General features: G+C 71.2%; 15 protein-coding genes and 1 tRNA gene. 11 read left to right on the top strand and 5 right to left on the bottom strand.

The features are described 5' to 3' along the window. Window positions 1-34: 34 nt before the first annotated feature. Window positions 35-1060 carry a phosphotransferase family protein gene (locus ACIBX3_RS45960; protein WP_397126981.1) on the bottom strand — a complete coding sequence of 342 codons (1026 nt, stop codon included), beginning with the start codon at window positions 1058-1060 and terminating at the stop codon, window positions 35-37. Window positions 1061-1214: 154 nt separating this feature from the next. Here ACIBX3_RS45960 and ACIBX3_RS45955 point away from each other — a divergent pair, with 154 nt between their 5' ends. After that, window positions 1215-2297, top strand: coding sequence for a GNAT family N-acetyltransferase (locus ACIBX3_RS45955; RefSeq protein WP_397126980.1), 1083 nt, complete (start codon window positions 1215-1217; stop codon window positions 2295-2297). Continuing rightward, window positions 2294-3445, top strand: coding sequence for a DegT/DnrJ/EryC1/StrS family aminotransferase (locus ACIBX3_RS45950; protein WP_397126979.1), 1152 nt, complete (start codon window positions 2294-2296; stop codon window positions 3443-3445). Before ACIBX3_RS45955 ends, ACIBX3_RS45950 begins: the two co-directional genes overlap by 4 nt. On the opposite strand, the gene ACIBX3_RS45945 is transcribed toward ACIBX3_RS45950, so the two are convergent. Continuing rightward, entirely contained in the window at window positions 3396-4115 is a 720-nt protein-coding gene (locus ACIBX3_RS45945; protein ID WP_397126978.1) for a hypothetical protein, read from the bottom strand. The two genes, ACIBX3_RS45950 and ACIBX3_RS45945, sit on opposite strands and share 50 nt — an antisense overlap. 44 nt (window positions 4116-4159) lie before the next feature. Continuing rightward, window positions 4160-5557 (bottom strand): PLP-dependent aminotransferase family protein, encoded by a 1398-nt coding sequence (locus ACIBX3_RS45940; protein ID WP_397126977.1) that lies wholly within the window; start codon window positions 5555-5557, stop codon window positions 4160-4162. 74 nt (window positions 5558-5631) lie between these two features. Between ACIBX3_RS45940 and ACIBX3_RS45935 the strand changes: the two genes are divergently transcribed. From ACIBX3_RS45935 to ACIBX3_RS45895, 9 genes are all read left to right on the top strand, one after another. Continuing rightward, window positions 5632-6270 carry a pyridoxamine 5'-phosphate oxidase family protein gene (locus ACIBX3_RS45935; RefSeq protein ID WP_397127107.1) on the top strand — a complete coding sequence of 213 codons (639 nt, stop codon included), beginning with the start codon at window positions 5632-5634 and terminating at the stop codon, window positions 6268-6270. A gap of 85 nt (window positions 6271-6355) precedes the next feature. After that, window positions 6356-8710 (top strand): serine/threonine-protein kinase, encoded by a 2355-nt coding sequence (locus ACIBX3_RS45930; RefSeq protein WP_397126976.1) that lies wholly within the window; start codon window positions 6356-6358, stop codon window positions 8708-8710. A gap of 111 nt (window positions 8711-8821) precedes the next feature. Beyond that, entirely contained in the window at window positions 8822-10432 is a 1611-nt protein-coding gene (locus ACIBX3_RS45925; RefSeq protein WP_397126975.1) for a protein kinase, read from the top strand. 20 nt (window positions 10433-10452) lie between these two features. Further along, a complete protein-coding gene (locus ACIBX3_RS45920; protein ID WP_397126973.1) occupies window positions 10453-11808 on the top strand; it encodes a hypothetical protein in 1356 nt (451 codons plus the stop codon). A gap of 49 nt (window positions 11809-11857) precedes the next feature. Continuing rightward, the gene (locus tag ACIBX3_RS45915; RefSeq protein WP_397126972.1) at window positions 11858-12952 is read left to right on the top strand and encodes a DUF2510 domain-containing protein; all 1095 of its coding nucleotides are present in this window, start codon (window positions 11858-11860) and stop codon (window positions 12950-12952) included. 68 nt (window positions 12953-13020) lie between these two features. After that, window positions 13021-13614: an oligoribonuclease gene (gene orn, locus ACIBX3_RS45910; protein ID WP_397126970.1), complete on the top strand. Its 594-nt coding sequence runs from the start codon at window positions 13021-13023 to the stop codon at window positions 13612-13614. Between the two features lie 67 nt (window positions 13615-13681). After that, window positions 13682-13757: transfer RNA gene (locus ACIBX3_RS45905), tRNA-His, on the top strand. A 174-nt stretch (window positions 13758-13931) separates the two neighbouring features. Then, entirely contained in the window at window positions 13932-14156 is a 225-nt protein-coding gene (locus ACIBX3_RS45900; protein ID WP_080045733.1) for a LuxR C-terminal-related transcriptional regulator, read from the top strand. Between the two features lie 329 nt (window positions 14157-14485). Next, window positions 14486-15706: an NAD(P)/FAD-dependent oxidoreductase gene (locus tag ACIBX3_RS45895; protein ID WP_397126968.1), complete on the top strand. Its 1221-nt coding sequence runs from the start codon at window positions 14486-14488 to the stop codon at window positions 15704-15706. On the opposite strand, the gene lat is transcribed toward ACIBX3_RS45895, so the two are convergent. Beyond that, a complete protein-coding gene (gene lat / locus ACIBX3_RS45890; protein ID WP_397126966.1) occupies window positions 15696-16970 on the bottom strand; it encodes an L-lysine 6-transaminase in 1275 nt (424 codons plus the stop codon). The genes ACIBX3_RS45895 and lat overlap by 11 nt on opposite strands. Before the next feature lie 98 nt (window positions 16971-17068). Beyond that, a complete protein-coding gene (locus tag ACIBX3_RS45885; protein ID WP_397126965.1) occupies window positions 17069-17716 on the bottom strand; it encodes a hemolysin III family protein in 648 nt (215 codons plus the stop codon). Between the last annotated feature and the right edge of the window lie 3 nt (window positions 17717-17719).

Below are 17719 nucleotides of genomic sequence, written 5' to 3'. Positions count from 1 at the left end.
GGCGCTCGCTCCTTGCGGGTCCTGGTGACGACGTTCAGGGCTGGTCGAGCATGCGGTGGGCGCGGGAGATCAGTGTCGGCACGGCCGAGCCGATGTGGTCGAACCCCTCCCCCACGGTCTTACCCTGCCGGAAGCGCGCGTGAATACCCTCCACGATGACCGCGAGCTTGAAGTTGCCGAAGGCCACATAAAACCCAAGATCCGAAATATCGCGCCCTGACACCTTCGTGTAGTGCCGGGCGAACTCGGCGGCGTTCATGAACCCGGGCGCCACCGTCACGTCCCCCGCCACCGGGATCCCCGCCCGCTCCTCGTCCCCCCGGTCGTGCCAGTACGTCAGCGTCAGCCCCAGGTCGGCCAGCGGATCCCCGAGCGTGGACATCTCCCAGTCCACCACCGCCCTGATGTCCATGTCCCCGAGCCGGATCAGCGTGTTGTCCAGGCGGTAGTCGCCGTGCACCAGCGTGCCGGCGGCCTCGGCGGGCAGCCGCGCCCGCAGCCGGTCCACGAGCCGGTCGTACTCCGGCAGGTCGGCCGTCTTCGACCGCTCCCACTGCTGGCACCAGCGGTCGAGCTGCCTGGCCATGTACCCCTCGGGCCGCCCGAAGTCGCCCAGGCCCACCTCGCGGTAGTCCACGGCGTGGATGGCGGCCAGCACCTCGGCCAGCCGCTCCGACAGCCGCCGCGCCTGCTCCGGCGGCGGGTCGCCGAGTTGCTCCCTGGTCCGCACGGCGGCGCCGTCCACGTACCCCATGAGATAGAACGGCGCCCCGATCACGTCCTCGTCGCCGCAGAAGGCGACCGGCTCGGGCACCGGCACGGGCGTCGGCGCGAGGGCGGAGATGACGCGCCACTCGCGCCGCATGTCGTGCGCGGTGGGCAGCACATGACCGAGAGGAGGGCGGCGCAGCACCAGCCGGCGCTCGCGCGACTCGACCAGATAGGTCAGGTTCGACCTGCCGCCGGAGATCAGGGAGACGGACTGGGGCTCGCCCGCGTCGGGCACGTTCCGGCCCATCCACTCGACCAGGCGGGGCGGGTCAATGCCAGGTACGGTCATGGACCCACATTAGAACGCCACTCGGTGACGAAAGCCACCTGGCAGTTCTGTAACGTTCCGAAGCCACGTCGATGAGTACCGGCGAGATCCTTTACCCTGGGGAAATACACTCTGCGAGCATGTCCGGCAGAGAGCGTGCCGTCAGTAGGAGCCCATGCGCGTAAGCCTTGCCCTCCCCCGTGAGCTGGGACACAACGAAGTGAGTCGATGGCGGGCTCTCCAGGAGTCGAGCGCCGATTTCGACAACCCCTTCCTGTCCCCGGAGTTCACGATCACGGTGGGCGAACTCCGAGATGTCGTCCAAGTCGCCATTCTCTACGACGGGCCCGACATCGTCGGGTTCTTCCCCTTTGAGCGCCATCCGATGGGGATCGGCAAACCGGTCGCGGCGGGTCTGACGGACGCGCAAGGGCTGGTCCACGCCAAGGACCTGGAGATCGACGCGCGCCGGCTGATCAAGGACTGCGGGCTCTCGGTCTTCGAGTTCGACCACCTGGTGTCCGGGCAGCCGCTGCTGAGCGAGCGGCACGAGCGTTACCCGTCGCCGATCATCGACCTGCGCGAAGGCTACGAGCGGTATACCGCGACACTGAAGGAGCAGTCCGGCAAGACGTACAAAACCACTCTGGCCAAGTCACGCAAGCTCCAGCGCGAGGCCGGGACGCTGCGCCACGACTACGCGATCACCGACCTGGGCCCGATGCGCACGCTGCTCGGCTGGAAGACCGACCAATACCGGCGCACGGGACGGACCGACAGGTTCGCACACAAATGGATCGTGGAACTCGTGGAGCGGCTGCTGGCGACCCAGTCGGACAGCTTCGCCGGGGTGCTCGACATGATCTACGTGGACGACGCGCCGGTGGCGGGGCACTTCGGGGTGCGCACGCGCACGACGCTGGCCGGCTGGTTCCCGGCCTACGACACGCAGTACGCCAAATACTCCCCCGGACTCATCCATCACCTGGCGATGGCCGAGCAGGCCGCCGCGGCCGGGATCCAGGTGATCGACATGGGCCGCGGTGACAAAGAGTACAAAGACAAGCTCAAGAACGGCGAGCTCGAGGTGGCCGAGGGCCGGGTGGCCAGGGCCAGCGCGGCGGCGGGCTTCCACTGGATGATGCGGGTGCCGGCGCGCAAGACCCGCGCCACCGTGCTGGCCAGCCCGTTGCTGCTCAAAACCGCCGACAAGGCATTGAAAACCTACGGGCGCCTCCGTACCGTCATACAGCGGTGAAACACATCGAAGAGCGCACGGGCCGTCACTGCCTGCCGCTCCCCTCCAACCGGCTCGGCCTCTACCTGGCACTACGCCACTGGTGCACGCCCGGGCAGCGACTGCTCATGTCGCCCATCTCGGCCGACGAGATCCTCTTCCTCGTGCTCGCGGCGGGCCTGCGCCCGGTGATCGCGCCGCTGTCCCCGCGCGACGGCAACATCGACGTCTCCCGCGTCGATCTCTCGGCGGTGGACGCCGTCCTGACGACCAACCTGTACGGCCTCCCCGACGACGCCCCCGCCCTCGCCGGGAAGATCCTCATCGAGGACGTGGCGCATGCCATGGAGACGAGCGTCGGCGGCCGGCCGGTGGGGACGTTCGGCCAGGCGGCGGTCTTCAGCCTCTCCAAGCACCCGGGCGCGGGATCGGGCGGCGTGCTGGCCGTGGAGCGGGAGTCCGACCTGCGGGCCCTCGAACGCGCCCGCGACGAGCTGCTCGCCAAGGGCTCGTTCAGGGCCGACCTGATCAGCGTGGCCACCTCGATGGCCCGCCAGGCGGCGCTCAAGCTCGATCTCGTACGCCCGGCGCTCGCGCTCATGCGCGCCCTCGGGATGCAGGAGGAGCGCGAGGGCTACCGCATCGCGCTCGACCCCGAGGACCTGAAGGCAGCGCTCAAGGAGATCCCCGAGCTGCCGCCCTTCGACCCCTGGGTACGCGCCGACCTGCATGACTACCGCTCCCGCCGCGGCGGACTGGCCCGCTGGTACCAATCCAGGCGCCTGGCCAAGGTCCCCGCCGAGCGCGGGCGCCGGCTGACGGGCGTCGCGCGGCTGGCCGAGCTTCCCACCGTCGCCCCGGCCGTTCGCGACCACCTGGACCAGCCGCTGTTCCGTGTCCCGCTGCTGGTCCACGACCGGGACGCGGCCATCGCCGCACTGGAGCGGCGCGGGGTGGCGACCGGCTACCTCTACGACCCGCCGTACGACGACTACGCCCCCGCCTTCACCGAGGCGTCCCCGGACCCGGACCCGGCCCGCTGGTGGGCGCGGCACGTGCTCCCGGTCGACCCGGTGTACGCCCACCGCTCGCTCCCGGTCCTGCGCGACCTGGAGCCCCCTACGGAGCGTCCGCACGGGCCAGCCGCAAGAAGGCCTTCAGCCCTGTGACGATCTCCTGATTGTCGCTGAGCCCGTCCACGGTCTCGTCGAAGCGGCGCGTCATGAGCGTCATCCTGCGGTTCAGGTCGTGGTCGGCCAGCCCCAGCTCGTGGCGGGCGCCGGCCAGCTCCGCTGCGACCTCTCTGAGTCGTTCCTGGAGCTGCTGGGTCGTCATGTTCAGCACCTCGACCTGGCTGCGCAGGGCCAGCACGTCCGCGCGCGGGTAGCGGACCTCCTCGCCCAGCGTCCTGACCCGGTCGCGCAGGTGCGAGGTGTACGCTCCGATCGGGCGGAAGCACGTCGCGAGCAGGTAGAACCCGGCGAAGTAGTAGCCGATCTGCGCTCCGGAGAAGTACGTGATCACCGCGATCACCACGGCGGACACCACGTGGCCGGAGATCGCCAGCACCAGCATGCGGCGGGCGATGCCCCTGGCCTCGTCCTCGCGGCGCCGGGCCACCTGGATGCCGGCCTCCCTGGACTCCTGGATCTCGTGCACCACGTGGCGGGCCGCGAAGCACAGGTTCCACGGCACGGTCAGGAGGACGACCAGCCAGAGCAGGCTGATCGCCCCGGCGCCCAGCGAGACGAGCGTGGAGAAGGGCACACCCGCGTAGAGGACGAGCCAGACGGTGATCAGCGTGACGATCAGCGAGACGAGCAGTAGCCACCATTTCATGGGGCCAGCCTGCGCCCCGGACCCGCCCGGACGCGAGAGGTCCGCTACTCAAAGGCAGGCGAGGCCGGGTACTCAGATCTGATCAGATCGGCCAGGATCCGGCAGCCGCGTCTGACGTCGGTCAGTGAGGCGGAGCCGTATCCGATCACCAGGCCGTGCAGCCGCTCGCGGCCGTGGTGGTGGCGGTCGGTGGAGTCGAGCAGGACGCCGCGCTCCCCGGCCCGTTCGACGACGGCGGGCACCACGGCCGCGGGCAGCTCCGCCAGGACGTGCAGCCCGGCCGTGTCGCCGTGCAGCCGGCAGACGGGTCCGAGGAGCTCGACGACGGCGGCGCGGCGGCGGGCGTACTCCAGGCGCATCCTGCGCAGGTGCCGGTCCAGGTCGCCGCGCTCCAGCAGGGTCGCCACGGCCTGCTGCACGGGCCCGCTGGTGCGGTCGGCCACGGCGCGGCGCAGGCGGGCGATCCTGGCGACCAGCTCGGGGTCGCCGACCAGCCAGCCGACGCCGACGTCCGGCGAGAGGCTCTTGGAGAGCGTCCCCAGGAGCACCACCCGCGACGGGTCGAGGCCGTAGAGCGCGGGCAGCGGGCCGACGTCGTAGCGGAACTCGCCGTCGTAGTCGTCCTCGACGATCGTCGCGCCCGTGCTCCTGGCCCAGGTCAGCAGGCGTTCCCTGCGCGGGATGGGCAGCCGCCCGCCCAGGGGGTACTGGTGCGCGGGAGTGGTGTAGAGCACGCGCAGATCGCCGGGCAGCGCGTCCACGATCACGCCGTCCTCATCCACCGGACACGGCACGACCTCGGCGCCCCGGGCCGCGAACACCGTCCGCGCCACGTGGTAGCCCGGGTCCTCCACGCCCGCCCGGGTGCCGGCGCCGAGCAGGGCGAGCGCGCACAGGTCGAGGCCGTTGCCGGTGCCCCGGGTGACCAGGATGTTCTCCGGGCCGACGGCCATGCCCCGGGCGCGGCGGAGGTGGTCGGCGAGCAGCTCCCTCAGCCTCGGCAGGCCGTACGGGTCGGGCGAGGCGCCGGGCGGCAGGTCGGCGGCCTTGCGCCAGGCCCGCTTCCAGGCTGCGTGGTCGTAGTCGCGCACCCAGGGCTCGCCCGGCGTGAGGTCGATCCCGTCGACCGGCGGGGCGGGCGGGGGCGGGGGCGGATATGAGGTCTCGCGGGGCGGCGTGGGCGCCTCCATGTCGGCCACGAACGTCCCGGAGCCGTGCCGCCCGTCCAGCCACCCCTCGGCGTACAGCTGCTGGTACGCCTCCGTGACGACGGTCCTGCTGACATCCAGCTGGGCCGCCAGCGCCCGGGTGGACGGCAGCCGCTCGCCGGGCGCCAGCGTGCCGTCCAGCATGGCGCGGCGCAGCCAGTCGGCGAGCTGGGCGGTGAGCGGCTCGGCCGCCTCCCGCGTCAGGGAAACCGGCAGGTCAACAGAGGTGCGCACGGAAGTGGTCCCTACGAAGGGGTCGATAGTGGCCCTACAGAATAGGTCCACTTCGCGGCTACGGTCGAACCATGCTGCTCTCCGCCACACCCCGCACCACGCTCGGCCGCTCCAAGGAACGCGGCAGCACCGACAGGAACGACCTGTACGAGGTGCTCGACACCGGCCTGATCTGTCACCTGGGCGTCGTCGTGAACGGTCATCCCATGGTGGTCCCCACCGGTTACGGGCGCGTCGGTGACACCCTCTACCTGCACGGCTCCACCGGCGCGAAGTCACTGGGCGCGGCCGGCGGCGGCGAGGTGTGCGTCACGGTCACGCACCTGGACGGCATCGTGCTGGCCCGCTCGGTCTTCCACCACTCGGTCAACTACCGCTCGGCGATCGTCTACGGCCGGGCCAGGCTGGTGACGGACCCCGAGGAGCGGCTGACGGGGCTGCGTGCCCTGACCGAGCGGCTCGCGCCGGGCCAGTGGGACTACGCCAGGCCGCCGTCGCGCAAGGAACTGGCCGCCACGGCCGTGCTGGCGCTGTCGCTGGAGGAGGCGTCGGTCAAGATCCGGCGCGGGGCGCCGGTGGACGAAGAGGAGGACTACGCGCTTCCGGTGTGGGCCGGGGTGCTGCCGCTGGTCACCGCGTGGGGCGAACCCCAGCCAGATCCGTTGCTCCCAGAAGGTATCGATACGCCAGTTCACATCCTCCATCGGGAGTAGTTCCATAAATCAGGTACCACCTGGCAAACCCGACTCCTTGATCGCACGTCTCATCAGGTGGGCCGGCTCCTGATGGGAGAGGCATATGGAGTGGAGCGCTCCGGGGTACACGGAAATCAAACAGCTCGGCGTGGGCGCCAGCGGGCGGGTCGCGCTGGCCGTGCACGACGAGACCGGCGTCCAGGTCGCGATCAAGTACCTTTCCGCGGAGCTGCTCCGCGACCCCGCCGCCGTGGCCAGGTTCCAGGCGGAGGCGCGGCTGCTGACCACGCTGCGCGATCCCCACATCGCCACGATGTGGGAGTACATCCAGGACGCCGGTGGCGCCTGCATCGTGATGGAGCTGGTCAACGGCGTCTCTCTGCGCGCGCTGATGCGCGAGAACGGCACGACCGAGCCTGAGGCCGCGCTGGTCGTGCTCAAGGGCTCGCTGCTGGGCCTGGCCAGGGCGCACGCGGCCGGCCTCGTGCACCGGGACTACAAGCCCGAGAACGTGCTCGTCAGGGACGACGGGGTCAGCAAGCTCGTCGACTTCGGCATCGCCGTGCGGCAGGGCGTGGCAGGGCGGCCGGAGGGCACTCCTCCGTACATGGCGCCCGAGCTGTGGGCGGGGCGGCCGGCCTCACCCGCGACCGACGTGTACGCCGCCACCGCGGTCTTCTTCGAGTGCCTGACCGGGCACCGGCCATACCGCTCGACCGAGCCCAGCGTGCTCGGATACCAGCACGTTCACGCCCCTGTGCCGATCCATGACGCGCCAGAGCCGGTGCGCGGGCTGATCAGCAGGGGGATGGCCAAGGACCCGGCCCAGCGGCCGGAGAGCGCGCGAGCGTTCGTGGCCGAGCTGGAGGCCACGGCCAGGGCGGCGTACGGGGAGGACTGGGAGGAGCGCGGCAAGCGGCGGCTGGCCGCGCTGGTGGCCCTGCTCGCCCTGCTGCTGCCCGCCCCGCCGGACGCCACGCCCGAGGTGTCGACGTCGTTCGCCAGGACGGTCTTCCGCGGGCTGCGCTCGAACGCCACGCGCGTCGCGATGGGCGGCGGGCTGGCCGCGGTGCTGGCCGTGGCGGCGGTGGTCGTGCTGGCCAACAGGGAGCGGCCGCCCGCGGGGCCGATCGGCGCGGCGGCGGCCGTGCCGCCGACACAGATCACTCCGGAGCTCGCCTCCGTCCCGCCGACGACCCCGGAACCGACTCCGGAGTCGACGCCCGAGAGCACCTCCGAGACCGGCCCGGTGAGCACGCCCGAGACCGGCCTGCCCGAGGGGAGCCCCACCGCTTCGCTCGCGGCGCCGCCCACGACCAGCGGCCAGGCCACGACACCCACGACCACCGGCCCCACCGGGACGCCCTCCGCCACGCCCACCGCCACTCCGACGAGGACCAGGACGCGGACTCCCACGCCGACCCCGACCCGAACGCGGACCCCCACCCCCACGCCGACCCCCACCCCCACCCCGACGCCGACCGTGACCACGCCCTCGCCGGCCGCCTCGGTGCTGGGGGTGAGTGTGGGCGATCTCACGGTGAACGAGAACGGGGTCGCCCGCGGCACGATCACCGTGCGCGCCAACGGCACCGCCGCCGTCACCGCCACCGCCACCTGGACGGCCTCCGGCACGGACGGTCGCGCCGACCGCTTCCGCCTGGCCGGCTCGACCACCTACACCCGCACGCTCACCTGGTCGATGGGCGAGCGCCCGTGCGGCAAGACGGTCACGCTGACCGTCGCCACCTCCCCCGCGGCCCCGGGCGGCGCCAGGACGACCTCGGTGTCCGTGCCGCCCTGCCCGACCCGGGTGACCGGCCTGCGCGTCAACCTTGAGGTGCCCCCGGCGCCGGCCCGCGCCGCGCTCGCCCGGATCAGGCTGACGGCGAGCGGCACCGGCGAGATCCCCGTCCAGGCCCAGTTCGCGGTGAACGGCGACCCGGTCGGCACCCGCGCGGCCACCCTGTCCGGCCGGACCTCCTACGCCCGTACGCTCACCCACACCTTCAGGTCCCGCCCCTGCGGCTCGACGCTGTCGGTGAAGGTGACCGCGGGCGGCAGGACGTACACCGGGCGGGCCTCGGTCCCCTGCCCGCCGCAGGTGCGGCGGGTGACGATCCTCCGGGCGAGCGCGAACGACGGGCTCACGGCGACGGTCCAGGTGCGCACGTCGAACACCCAGCCGGTACGGCTCGACGTCACGTTCTCGGCCGGCCGGCTCGGCGACACGAAGTCGGACACGCTCTCCGGCGGGACGTCGTACACCAGGACCTTCACCCTCCCCGTCAAGCGGCTCCCCTGCGGCACGAGGTGGTCCGTGCGGGCCTCAACAGCCCCTGCGGCGGGCAACGGCGCCGACACGGCCACAGGGACGACTCCCGCGTGCCAGTCCGAGGAGGAGCCCCCGAAGTCGCCGGATCCCGAACCCTCCGAGACACCCGGGAAGGTCGACTAACCTCACAATTCAGACTTATTGGTATATCGGTAGTGGAAACGTGATGTCCTCTGGTTAAGCTACGGACCGTCTGATGCGAGTGGGGGCCCAGGCAACTCCAGAGGAGACCGTATGCACGGCGAGGGCCAGTGGGGGGTCCCCGGCTACACCGAGGTCCGCGAGCTCGGCTCGGGAGCCGCCGGTCGTGTCGTGCTGGCCACGCGCGACCACGACGGCGCCGAGGTGGCCATCAAATACCTCAGTGACGAGCTGAGGGCCGACATGGGGTTCGTCGCCCGCTTCCGGCACGAGGCCAGGCTGCTGGCCACGCTGCAGAGCGCGTACCACGCCCGTCTGATCGACTACGTCGAGTCCGGGCGGGGCGCGGCGATCGTCATGGAACTGATCGACGGGGTCTCGCTGCGCGAGGTCCTCAGGTCCGAGGGCCCGACGGGACCGGAGGCCGCGCTGACGGTGCTCAAGGGCTCGCTCCAGGGCCTGGCCTCCGCGCACGCCATCGGCGTCGTCCACCGCGACTTCAAGCCCGAGAACGTCATGGTGCAGGGCGACGGCACCAGCAAGCTCGTGGACTTCGGCATCGCGGTCCAGGCGGGCGAGGACGCCGCCACGGCGGGCACCCCGCCGTACATGGCGCCCGAGCAGTGGGCGGGCACGCCCGCCGGGCCGGCCACCGACGTGTACGCGGCCACCACGGTGTTCTTCGAGTGCCTGACCGGCACCCGCCCCTACCGGGCGGCCAACCTGGCCGCGCTGGCCCGCCAGCACCAGAGCGCTCCCGTCCCGGTGGAGGAGGTGCCGGCGGCGCTGCAGAGCCTGGTGCGGCGCGGCCTGGCCAAGGATCCCGCCGAGCGGCCGCCGTCGGCGGAGGCGTTCCTGATCGAGCTGGAGACCGTCGCGGCCGAGGGGTACGGCCAGGACTGGGAGGAGCGCGGGCGCCGCCGCCTGGCCGCCCTCGCGGGCCTGCTGATCCTGCTCTTCCCGAGCCCACTCGACGACCCCGCGGAGACGGGGACGTCACTCGCCGAGACGCGGTTCGCGGAGCCGGTGAGCGTCCTGCGCAGGCTCCCGACGAAGATCGCCCTCGGCGCGGTCGCCGTCGGCGTGCTGATCGGCGCCGTCGTGATCATCTCCGCCTCGTTCTCCGAGGAGCCCGTGCTCCAGGCCCAAACCACCCAGGCGACACCGACCGCGGAGGCGCCCGTCACGGAGGAGCCCGGCGAGACGGAGGAGCCGGCGGCAACCCCGGAGGCGGCAACCCCCGAGGCGACCACGCCGGAGGCGACACCGACGGCCGCGACCAGCGACGCGCCGCCGACCGTACTGCCGACGAGCGCCAAGCCCACCAAGACCGTCACGCCCAAGCCCACGCCCACCCCGGTCAAGACCCCTCGCAAGACCAGGAAGCCGACCCCCACGGCGACCGAGACGGCCGAACCCGAGCAGAGCGGCAAGATCAGCGTGCCGGACGACACCCGCTCGCCGTCCACCCCCACCCCGACACCGACCTCCGGCTCTCCGACGACCCGTCCGACGGAGGTGCCCACGACGCCCACGAGATCGGATCCGCCGTCGTCTTCGCCGCCGCCGGAGGAGCCCCGGCTCGACGCCGTCGGCGGGGCCCAGGCCGCGCTGCTCGCGTTCGGCCTGATGACGTCCGGCGCGGTTCCGGTCACACTTGCGGTGAGACGCCGTATGGCGGGACGCCATAGAAGGAAGCGCTAGACGCGCCCGGGGGGACGGCGATGGACAACCCTGCGAACGATATCGCCGGATTCCGGCTCACCGAGCACACCTGGATGACCGAGCTGGGCAACTGGATCGACGCGATCTCGCCCGACGGCCGCAGGGCCGGGGCCCTGCTGTTCGATCCGCGGACCATCGGCCTGCCCGGCGTGCGCGAGCGCGTGGTGAACGCGGTCATGACCGATCAGCGGCTCGTCCTGAGCGGGCTGGCCGGGCTGATCCCGGTCGCCGACGTGGTGGCGGCCGGCGACCAGGTGTGGCTGCTCACCGGGCAGGCGGTCAGCCCGACCCTGGCCGACCTGCTGTCCGGCCGGTCCCTCGACCCGTCAGGCGCGGCCTCCGCCCTGGTGGAGACCGCCCAGACCCTGCTCGCGCTGCACGCCGCCGGCGTCACGCACGGCTCCGTGCACCCGGGCACCGTGGTGATCACCGCCGAGGGCGCCGCACTTCTGTCCGAACGCGGCCTGTCCGACGCCATCCGCGGCCTGGTCTCCCCTCCCGACCGGGACACGGCCGGCTGGGCGGCGCTGGCGCGCGGGCTGGCCGCCTCCTTCGGGCAGGATGCCTCGCGGGCCGCCCAGTTGTTCGAACGCGCCGCGGCCACGGCCGGCACGCTGGGCCTGGCCGCCGCGCGGGACACGCTGGTCGCCGAGCAGGCGACGCTGCCCGGCGGCGGGATCGGCCGGGAGGCGCTGGCGCGGGCGGCACGCGGCAGGTCGGCGTTCGCGCAACCGCGGGCCTACGACCAGCCGCCGGTCCCGCCCAAGGACGAGGGCGACATCGTCACGCTGCTGCACGCTCCGGGCCGCTCGGCGGGTCCCGTGCAGTTCGGGCCGGGGGTCGGCACACAGGTGCAGCGGCCGGAGACGACGGCCGAGCGGATCTGGCGGGCGGGGCGGGGCGGGGCGTCCACCGTGCACGGCCCAGGCGGCGGACGGGGCAGGGCGTCGCGGAAGCGGCGGTGGCGGACGATCTTCGCCACGGCGGTCTTCGCCGCGGTCATGGCGGGGGCGATCCTGGCCTGGTTCAAGCTGAGCGGCACGCCCGAGCTGGCGGTCAAGTCGGTCGACGTCGTGGCCCCCAAGAAGACCCAGGGCTGCGACAGCAAGGTCCTGATCACCGGCACGGTCGTCACCAACGGGGCGCCCGGCGAGATCACCTTCGAATGGCGCAAGAACATCGACAAGGAGATCGTCAAGGGAACGCTCCGTACGACCGCCGACAAGACGTCCTACGCGCTGCCGCTGAGATGGTCGCTGCAGGGGAAGAGCAACGTGAAGGCCACCGCCACGCTGCGGATCCTGACGCCGGGGCCGGTGCGCACGGACAAGGCCAGCTTCACGTACAAGTGCTGATGCCCGCCGAGCAATGCATATCAAAGCGGTTCTTACTAATCTGGCGGCTATGACCACGCAGACCCCCGCGGGCTGGTATCCGGATCCGTACGGCGAGCCTTTGCTCCGCTGGTGGGACGGCAACCAGTGGACCGACGCCACCCACGCGCAGGAGCAGGGGCCGTCGCAGCCCCAGCAGCAGCCCGCCTCCGGGCCGCAGCCCCAGCAGCAGCCCGCCTCCGGGCCGCAGCCGCAGCAACAGTCGCGGCCTGACTGGTCGGTGACGCCGGCGAACCCCACGCTCCAGTACGGCCGGCCCACCTACGGTCAGTCGGCCTACGGCCAGCCCACGCCTCCCACCCAGCAGTGGGGTGGTCCCCAGCAGGCGGGCCCCGGCTACGGGCCGCCGCCCAAGCAGGGCAATCCGCTGCCGTGGGTGTTCGGCGGGCTGGCGGCGCTGCTGGTGGTCGCGCTGATCGTGGTGGCCGGGATCTTCTTCGTCAACAGGAGCAGTGAAGTCGCGCTTCCGCGGCCGACGGAGACGTCGGAGTCCCAGGAGCCGCCCACCAACGAGCCTCCCTCCAGCCAGCCGCCCAGCCAGGGCTCCGGCCAGTTGCCCCAGCCGGCCGGCGGCCGTATCACCGACCCGCAGGCCGGGATCTCCTACTCGGTGCCCGATGACTGGACGGTCCCCCCGGCCATCAACCCGCCGAGCCCGCCGCCGACCCTGCAGCTGTGGACGGGCGGCGTGCAGGCCGTCTCGCAGGCGAACGTCATCGATGGCGACGACTGGATCGGCAACGTCTTCAGCGGGGTGCTCAACGAGCTCTATCCCTATTCCGGCGCCGCCTCGGGCATGAGCGAGACGGCCAAGGCCGTGTTCATGGACTTCACCACGAGGTACTACGCGCTGCCGCACGAGAGCAAGATCGTCGCCGAGAAGGCCATGAAGATCGGCGATCGGGACGCGTGGGTGTTGCAGTTCGAGCTCGACTTCACCAAGGTGTCGGAGGAGAAGAACTACAAGTGGAAGAAGGAGAACGGCGCGATCGTGCTCATGGATCGCGGCTCCGGTGAGCGTCCGGCCATCCTCTACACCTCCGTGCCCGACAATCTGGGCACCGACGTGGTCGCAACGGTTCTCGGCTCGCTGAAGCCCGCGTGACCAGTGGCACTAGGCTGGTGGGGTAACAAGCGGGCGGATTGCTCCGAGCCGCTGGGCGAGGAGATCGAATGAGTGACTTGCTGGTCTGGATCGACTGCGAGATGACCGGACTCGACCTCGGGCGTGACGCGCTGGTGGAGGTGGCGTGCGTCATCACCGACAGCGAGCTCAATCAGGTGGACAAGGGCGTCGACGTGGTCATCAAGCCGCCGCCCGAGTCGCTTGAGCAGATGTCGCAGGTGGTGCGCGAGATGCACACCGCCTCCGGGCTGCTGCCCGAGCTGGCGAGCGGGGTGACGTTGTCGGAGGCGGAGTCGCTCGTGCTCGACTACATCCGCCGCCACGTGCCCGAGGCGAAGAAGGCGCCGCTGTGCGGCAACTCGATCGGGACCGACCGCACGTTCATCGCGAGGGACATGCCCGGGGTGGACGGCTACCTGCACTACCGGATGATCGACGTGTCGTCGATCAAGGAGCTGGTCCGGCGGTGGTACCCACGGGTCTATTTCGCGGCGCCCGAGAAGCAGGGCGGGCACCGGGCTCTGGCCGACATCACCGAGAGCATCAGGGAGCTGCGCTACTACCGCGCGGCGATCTTCGTGGAGCAGCCGGGGCCCGACTCGGCGACCGCGAGATCCCTGGCGGAGCGTGTCAGCGGATAAGGAGTGGCGTAAAGACTCCCGAATCCCGCTACACTTTTCCTGTGCCGTCACGCAGTGGGCGGCCATGGTGGGTGTAGCTCAGTTGGTAGAGCGCCAGGTTGTGGTCCTGGATGTCGAGGGTTCAAGTCCCTTCACTCACCCCAACGCGGCAGCGGCCGGTCCTTCTGGACCGGCCGTTGTCGTTTCTCCCGACAGGTTCTCCCGACAACTGCCCCCAAAACACGACATTGCGAGTTATGCTCGCTGTCTAATACCGCTAACGCCGTAAGCACGGGGGCCCTCGGCGATCTGATCGTCTTCGCGCCCCCGGAGGCCGGATGAGAGTCGACGACGCAGCGTTCGACAGCGTGTTCACGTCCTTGAGCAAGCGCGAGGCCGAGGTCATGGACCTCATCGCCACGGGCCAGTCCAACGGCCAGATCGCGCAACGCCTGTTCCTCAGCGAGAAGACCGTCAAGAACCACGTCAACCGCATCTACGCCAAGCTCGGCGTGGACTCGCGCGTCACCGCCATCGGGCTCTGGCGGTCCCGCCGGCAGTAGCCGGGGCACAAGAGACACCGGTCCAGCCCGGCGGCACCGCCACTCGCCGGGCCGCGCCTGCGGGTCTCCAGCCGCATCCGCCCAAGGTGGCGGTCGTCTCGGCAGTCGCCCGGGGACGGCCCATGGCGGGCACTCGGGCTCTACCTGTTCGACGGCATGCCTGCGGACGGCTCCGTCCGCCCTTCCGCAGGTCCAGCATGCGTCGCGCCGTTCGGCGATACGGCGAACGAACGGGACGCGCGGATTCGAGCGCTTCCCGGCACGGCGTTTAGGGGACACGCATGGAGTCAGAGGAGTCGTTGGCCGTATCGAGGGGGAAGGAGCCATTCATGGTGCGCAGAACGCGGGTCGTGGTCGTGGGTGCGGGGTTCGCGGGGCTGGCCGCCACGCGGGTGCTGGCCAAGAGCGGGGCGCTGGTGACAATCGTCGACCGGAACCCGTACTCCACCTTCCAGCCCCTCCTCTACCAGGTGGCCACGGCCGGGATGGGCACGGCCGACGTGTCGTACCCCACCCGCACCTACGCCGCCAGGTGGCCGAACGTGCGGGCGCGCCGGGCCGCGCTGAGCAAGGTGGTGCCGGAGGAGCGGCGGGTGGAGTTCGACGACGGCAGCGGGCTGGACTACGACTACCTGGTGCTGGCCACGGGCGTCACGACGAACTGGCTGAACGTGCCGGGCGCGCGGGAGAACGCGTTGCCGATCTACTCGCTCGGCGACGCGGCCGTCCTGCGCCGGCGGCTCCAGCAGTGCCTGGAGGACACGGCGACGGGCCGGCGTGAGAGCACCCACGTCGTGGTCGTAGGCGCGGGTGCGACCGGCGTCGAGGTGGCGGGCACGCTGGCCGAGTTGCGACGGCGGACGCTGCCGCTGACTCATCCGGAGATACGTCCGGACCAGACGAGCGTGTCGCTGGTCGAGCGGTTCGACTTCGTGCTGGCGCCGTACAAGCCGCGACTGCGGGACGCGGCGGCGGACGCGCTGCGCAGGCGAGGCGTACGGCTGCGCCTGGGCTCCACGGTGGCGTCCGTGGAGCCGGACGCGGTGGTGCTGGAGGACGGGTCGCGGCTGCCGAGCGACGTGACCGTGTGGGCGCTCGGCGTCACCGCGCCGGATCAGGTGGCCGACTGGGGGCTGCCGCAGGGCAAAGGCGGCCGGATCACGGTCACGGAGGCGCTGAGCGTGCCGGACCATCCGGAGATCTTCGTGGCCGGCGACCTGGCCGGGCCGCCCAAGCCGCTGCCGCAGCTCGCCCAGCCGGCGATCCAGATGGGCGAGCACGTGGGCAGGCAGATCCTGGCGGCGGCCCAGGAGCGGCCGGTGCGGGCGTTCCGGTACCACGAACCGGGGATCATGGCGACCGTGGGCAAGGCCGAGGCGGTGTTGCAGTTCCCCAACGGGATGACCATGCACGGGCTGCCCGCGTGGCTGGTGTGGATCTTCATTCACGTGTCGTATCTGCTGGGCGGGCGCAACCGGTTGAGCGTGCTGCTCAACTTCTTCTGGCGCTACTTCGGGCCGCGCCGCTCCGCCACCAGCGTCACGCAGTGAGGGCAGCCGCCAGGGCGGACAGGCCGTGGTCGAGGTCGGGCTCCGGGATGTTGAGCGCGGGGCGCAGGCGTACCGAGCGCGGGCCGCAGGGCAGGACGAGCACGCCGTGCTCCTCCCTGAGCCTGGTCACCAGGGCGTCGCGGGCGGCCTGGTCGGGCAGGTCGAACGCGCACATCAGGCCGCGACCGCGGACGCCGGACACTGTCTCCGGCCGCTCGGCCTCGACCTTGGTGAGGCGTTCGAGCAGCACGTTGCCGAGCGTGGCGGCGCGCTGGATGAGGCCGTCGCGTTCGATGATCTCCAGGATGCCCCGGCTGCGGACCATGTCCACCAGACCACCGCCCCACGTCGAGTTGATCCGGCCGCTCAGCTGGAACACGTTGTCGGGCACCTGGTCGACCCTGCGGCCCGCCATGATCCCGCCGACCTGCACCTTCTTGGCGAACGCCACGACGTCCGGCGCCAGCCCCAGCTGCTGGTACGCCCACGGCGTCCCGGTCGTGCCGCCGCCGGTCTGAACCTCGTCGAGGATGAACAGGGCGTCGTACTCGTGGCACATGTGCTGCATGGCCTGCAGGAACTCCGGCCGCATGTGGTTGTCACCGCCCTCGCCCTGGATGGGCTCGGCGATGAAGCAGGCGATGTCGTGCGGATGACGCTCGAACGCCTCCCGCGCCTGCGCCAGCGCGTGCTCCTCGGCCGCCTCGACGTCGCCCAGGTGGATGGCCGGCACGTCGATGCGCGGCCAGTCGAACGTGGGGAAGCGGTCGGTCTTGCCGGGCTCGGTGTTGGTCAGGCTCATGGTGTAACCGCTGCGGCCGTGGAAGGCCCTGGTCAGGTGCAGCACCTTTGTGCCCAGGTCGCGGGGGCGCCCCGCGGCCTCGTTGCGGCGGCTCTTCCAGTCGAAGGCGGTCTTGAGCGCGTTCTCGACGGCCAGGGCGCCGCCCTCGACGAAGAACAGGTGCGGCAGTTCGGGGTCGCCCAGCACGCGGGCGAAGGCGTCGACGAAGTCGGCCAGGTGCTCGGTGTACATGTCGGGGTTGGCCGGTTTGTTGCGCGCGACCTGGCCGAGCAACTGGACGAAGTCGGGGTCGAAGGGCGGGTTCACGCCGAGTGGCGCGGAGGCGAAGAACGTGTAGAAGTCCAGATAGCGGCGGCCGTTGCGGGCGTCGACGAGCCAAGAGCCGCGGCTGAGCTCGAGGTCGAGCACGAGACGGTAGCCGTCGACGAGCAGGTGGCGGGCAAGGCGGGTGTGTACGTCCATGTCGCCTCCACTGTGGGCAGATGGGTCGCACGTTCCTCCGGAGGAACGCCGATACCTACGTAAAATTTACGGTACATCTACCCACATAGTGAAGTTCTTCATGCTTGGGAGTAGACCACGATCGACACCGCGATGTACTGGACCAGGTACGCGGCGATGGTGAACGCGTGGAACACCTCGTGGAAGCCGAACCAGCGGGGCGAGGGGTCGGGGCGGCGCAGCCCGTACACGATGGCTCCGGCCGAGTAGAACACGCCGCCGACGGCCACCAGCACGACGGCGGCCACGCCCGCGCCCTCAAGCAGCTGCGGCATGACGAAGATCGCCGTCCAGCCGAGCGCCAGGTAGAGGACGGTGTAGAGCCAGCGCGGGGCGTTCATCCAGAACATGCGGAACAGCACTCCCGCCAGCGCCCCGCCCCAGATGACGGTCAGCACCGCCACCCGGGCGACCCCGTCCAGGGCCAGCAGGGCGAACGGCGTGTACGTGCCGGCGATGATCAAGTAGATGTTGGCGTGATCGCACCGGCGCAGGAGCTCCGCCAGCCGCGGGCCGAGCGTGCCGCGGTGATAGGTGGCCGAAATGCCGAACAACAGAGCCGACGTGATCGCGTAAACGGTGGAGGCCAGCCGGGCCTGCAACGTCGGGCCGAGTGCCACGAGCACGAACCCCGCGATCAACGCCACGGGCAGTGCTCCAGTGTGCAGCCAGCCTCGCAGCCTGGGCTTGACGGTAATGGTCGTCATAAA

The organism is Nonomuraea sp. NPDC049480 (genome assembly GCF_044465905.1).
Classification (GTDB): Bacteria; Actinomycetota; Actinomycetes; order Streptosporangiales; family Streptosporangiaceae; genus Nonomuraea.
This window is presented reverse-complemented; position numbering and strand designations above follow the sequence as displayed.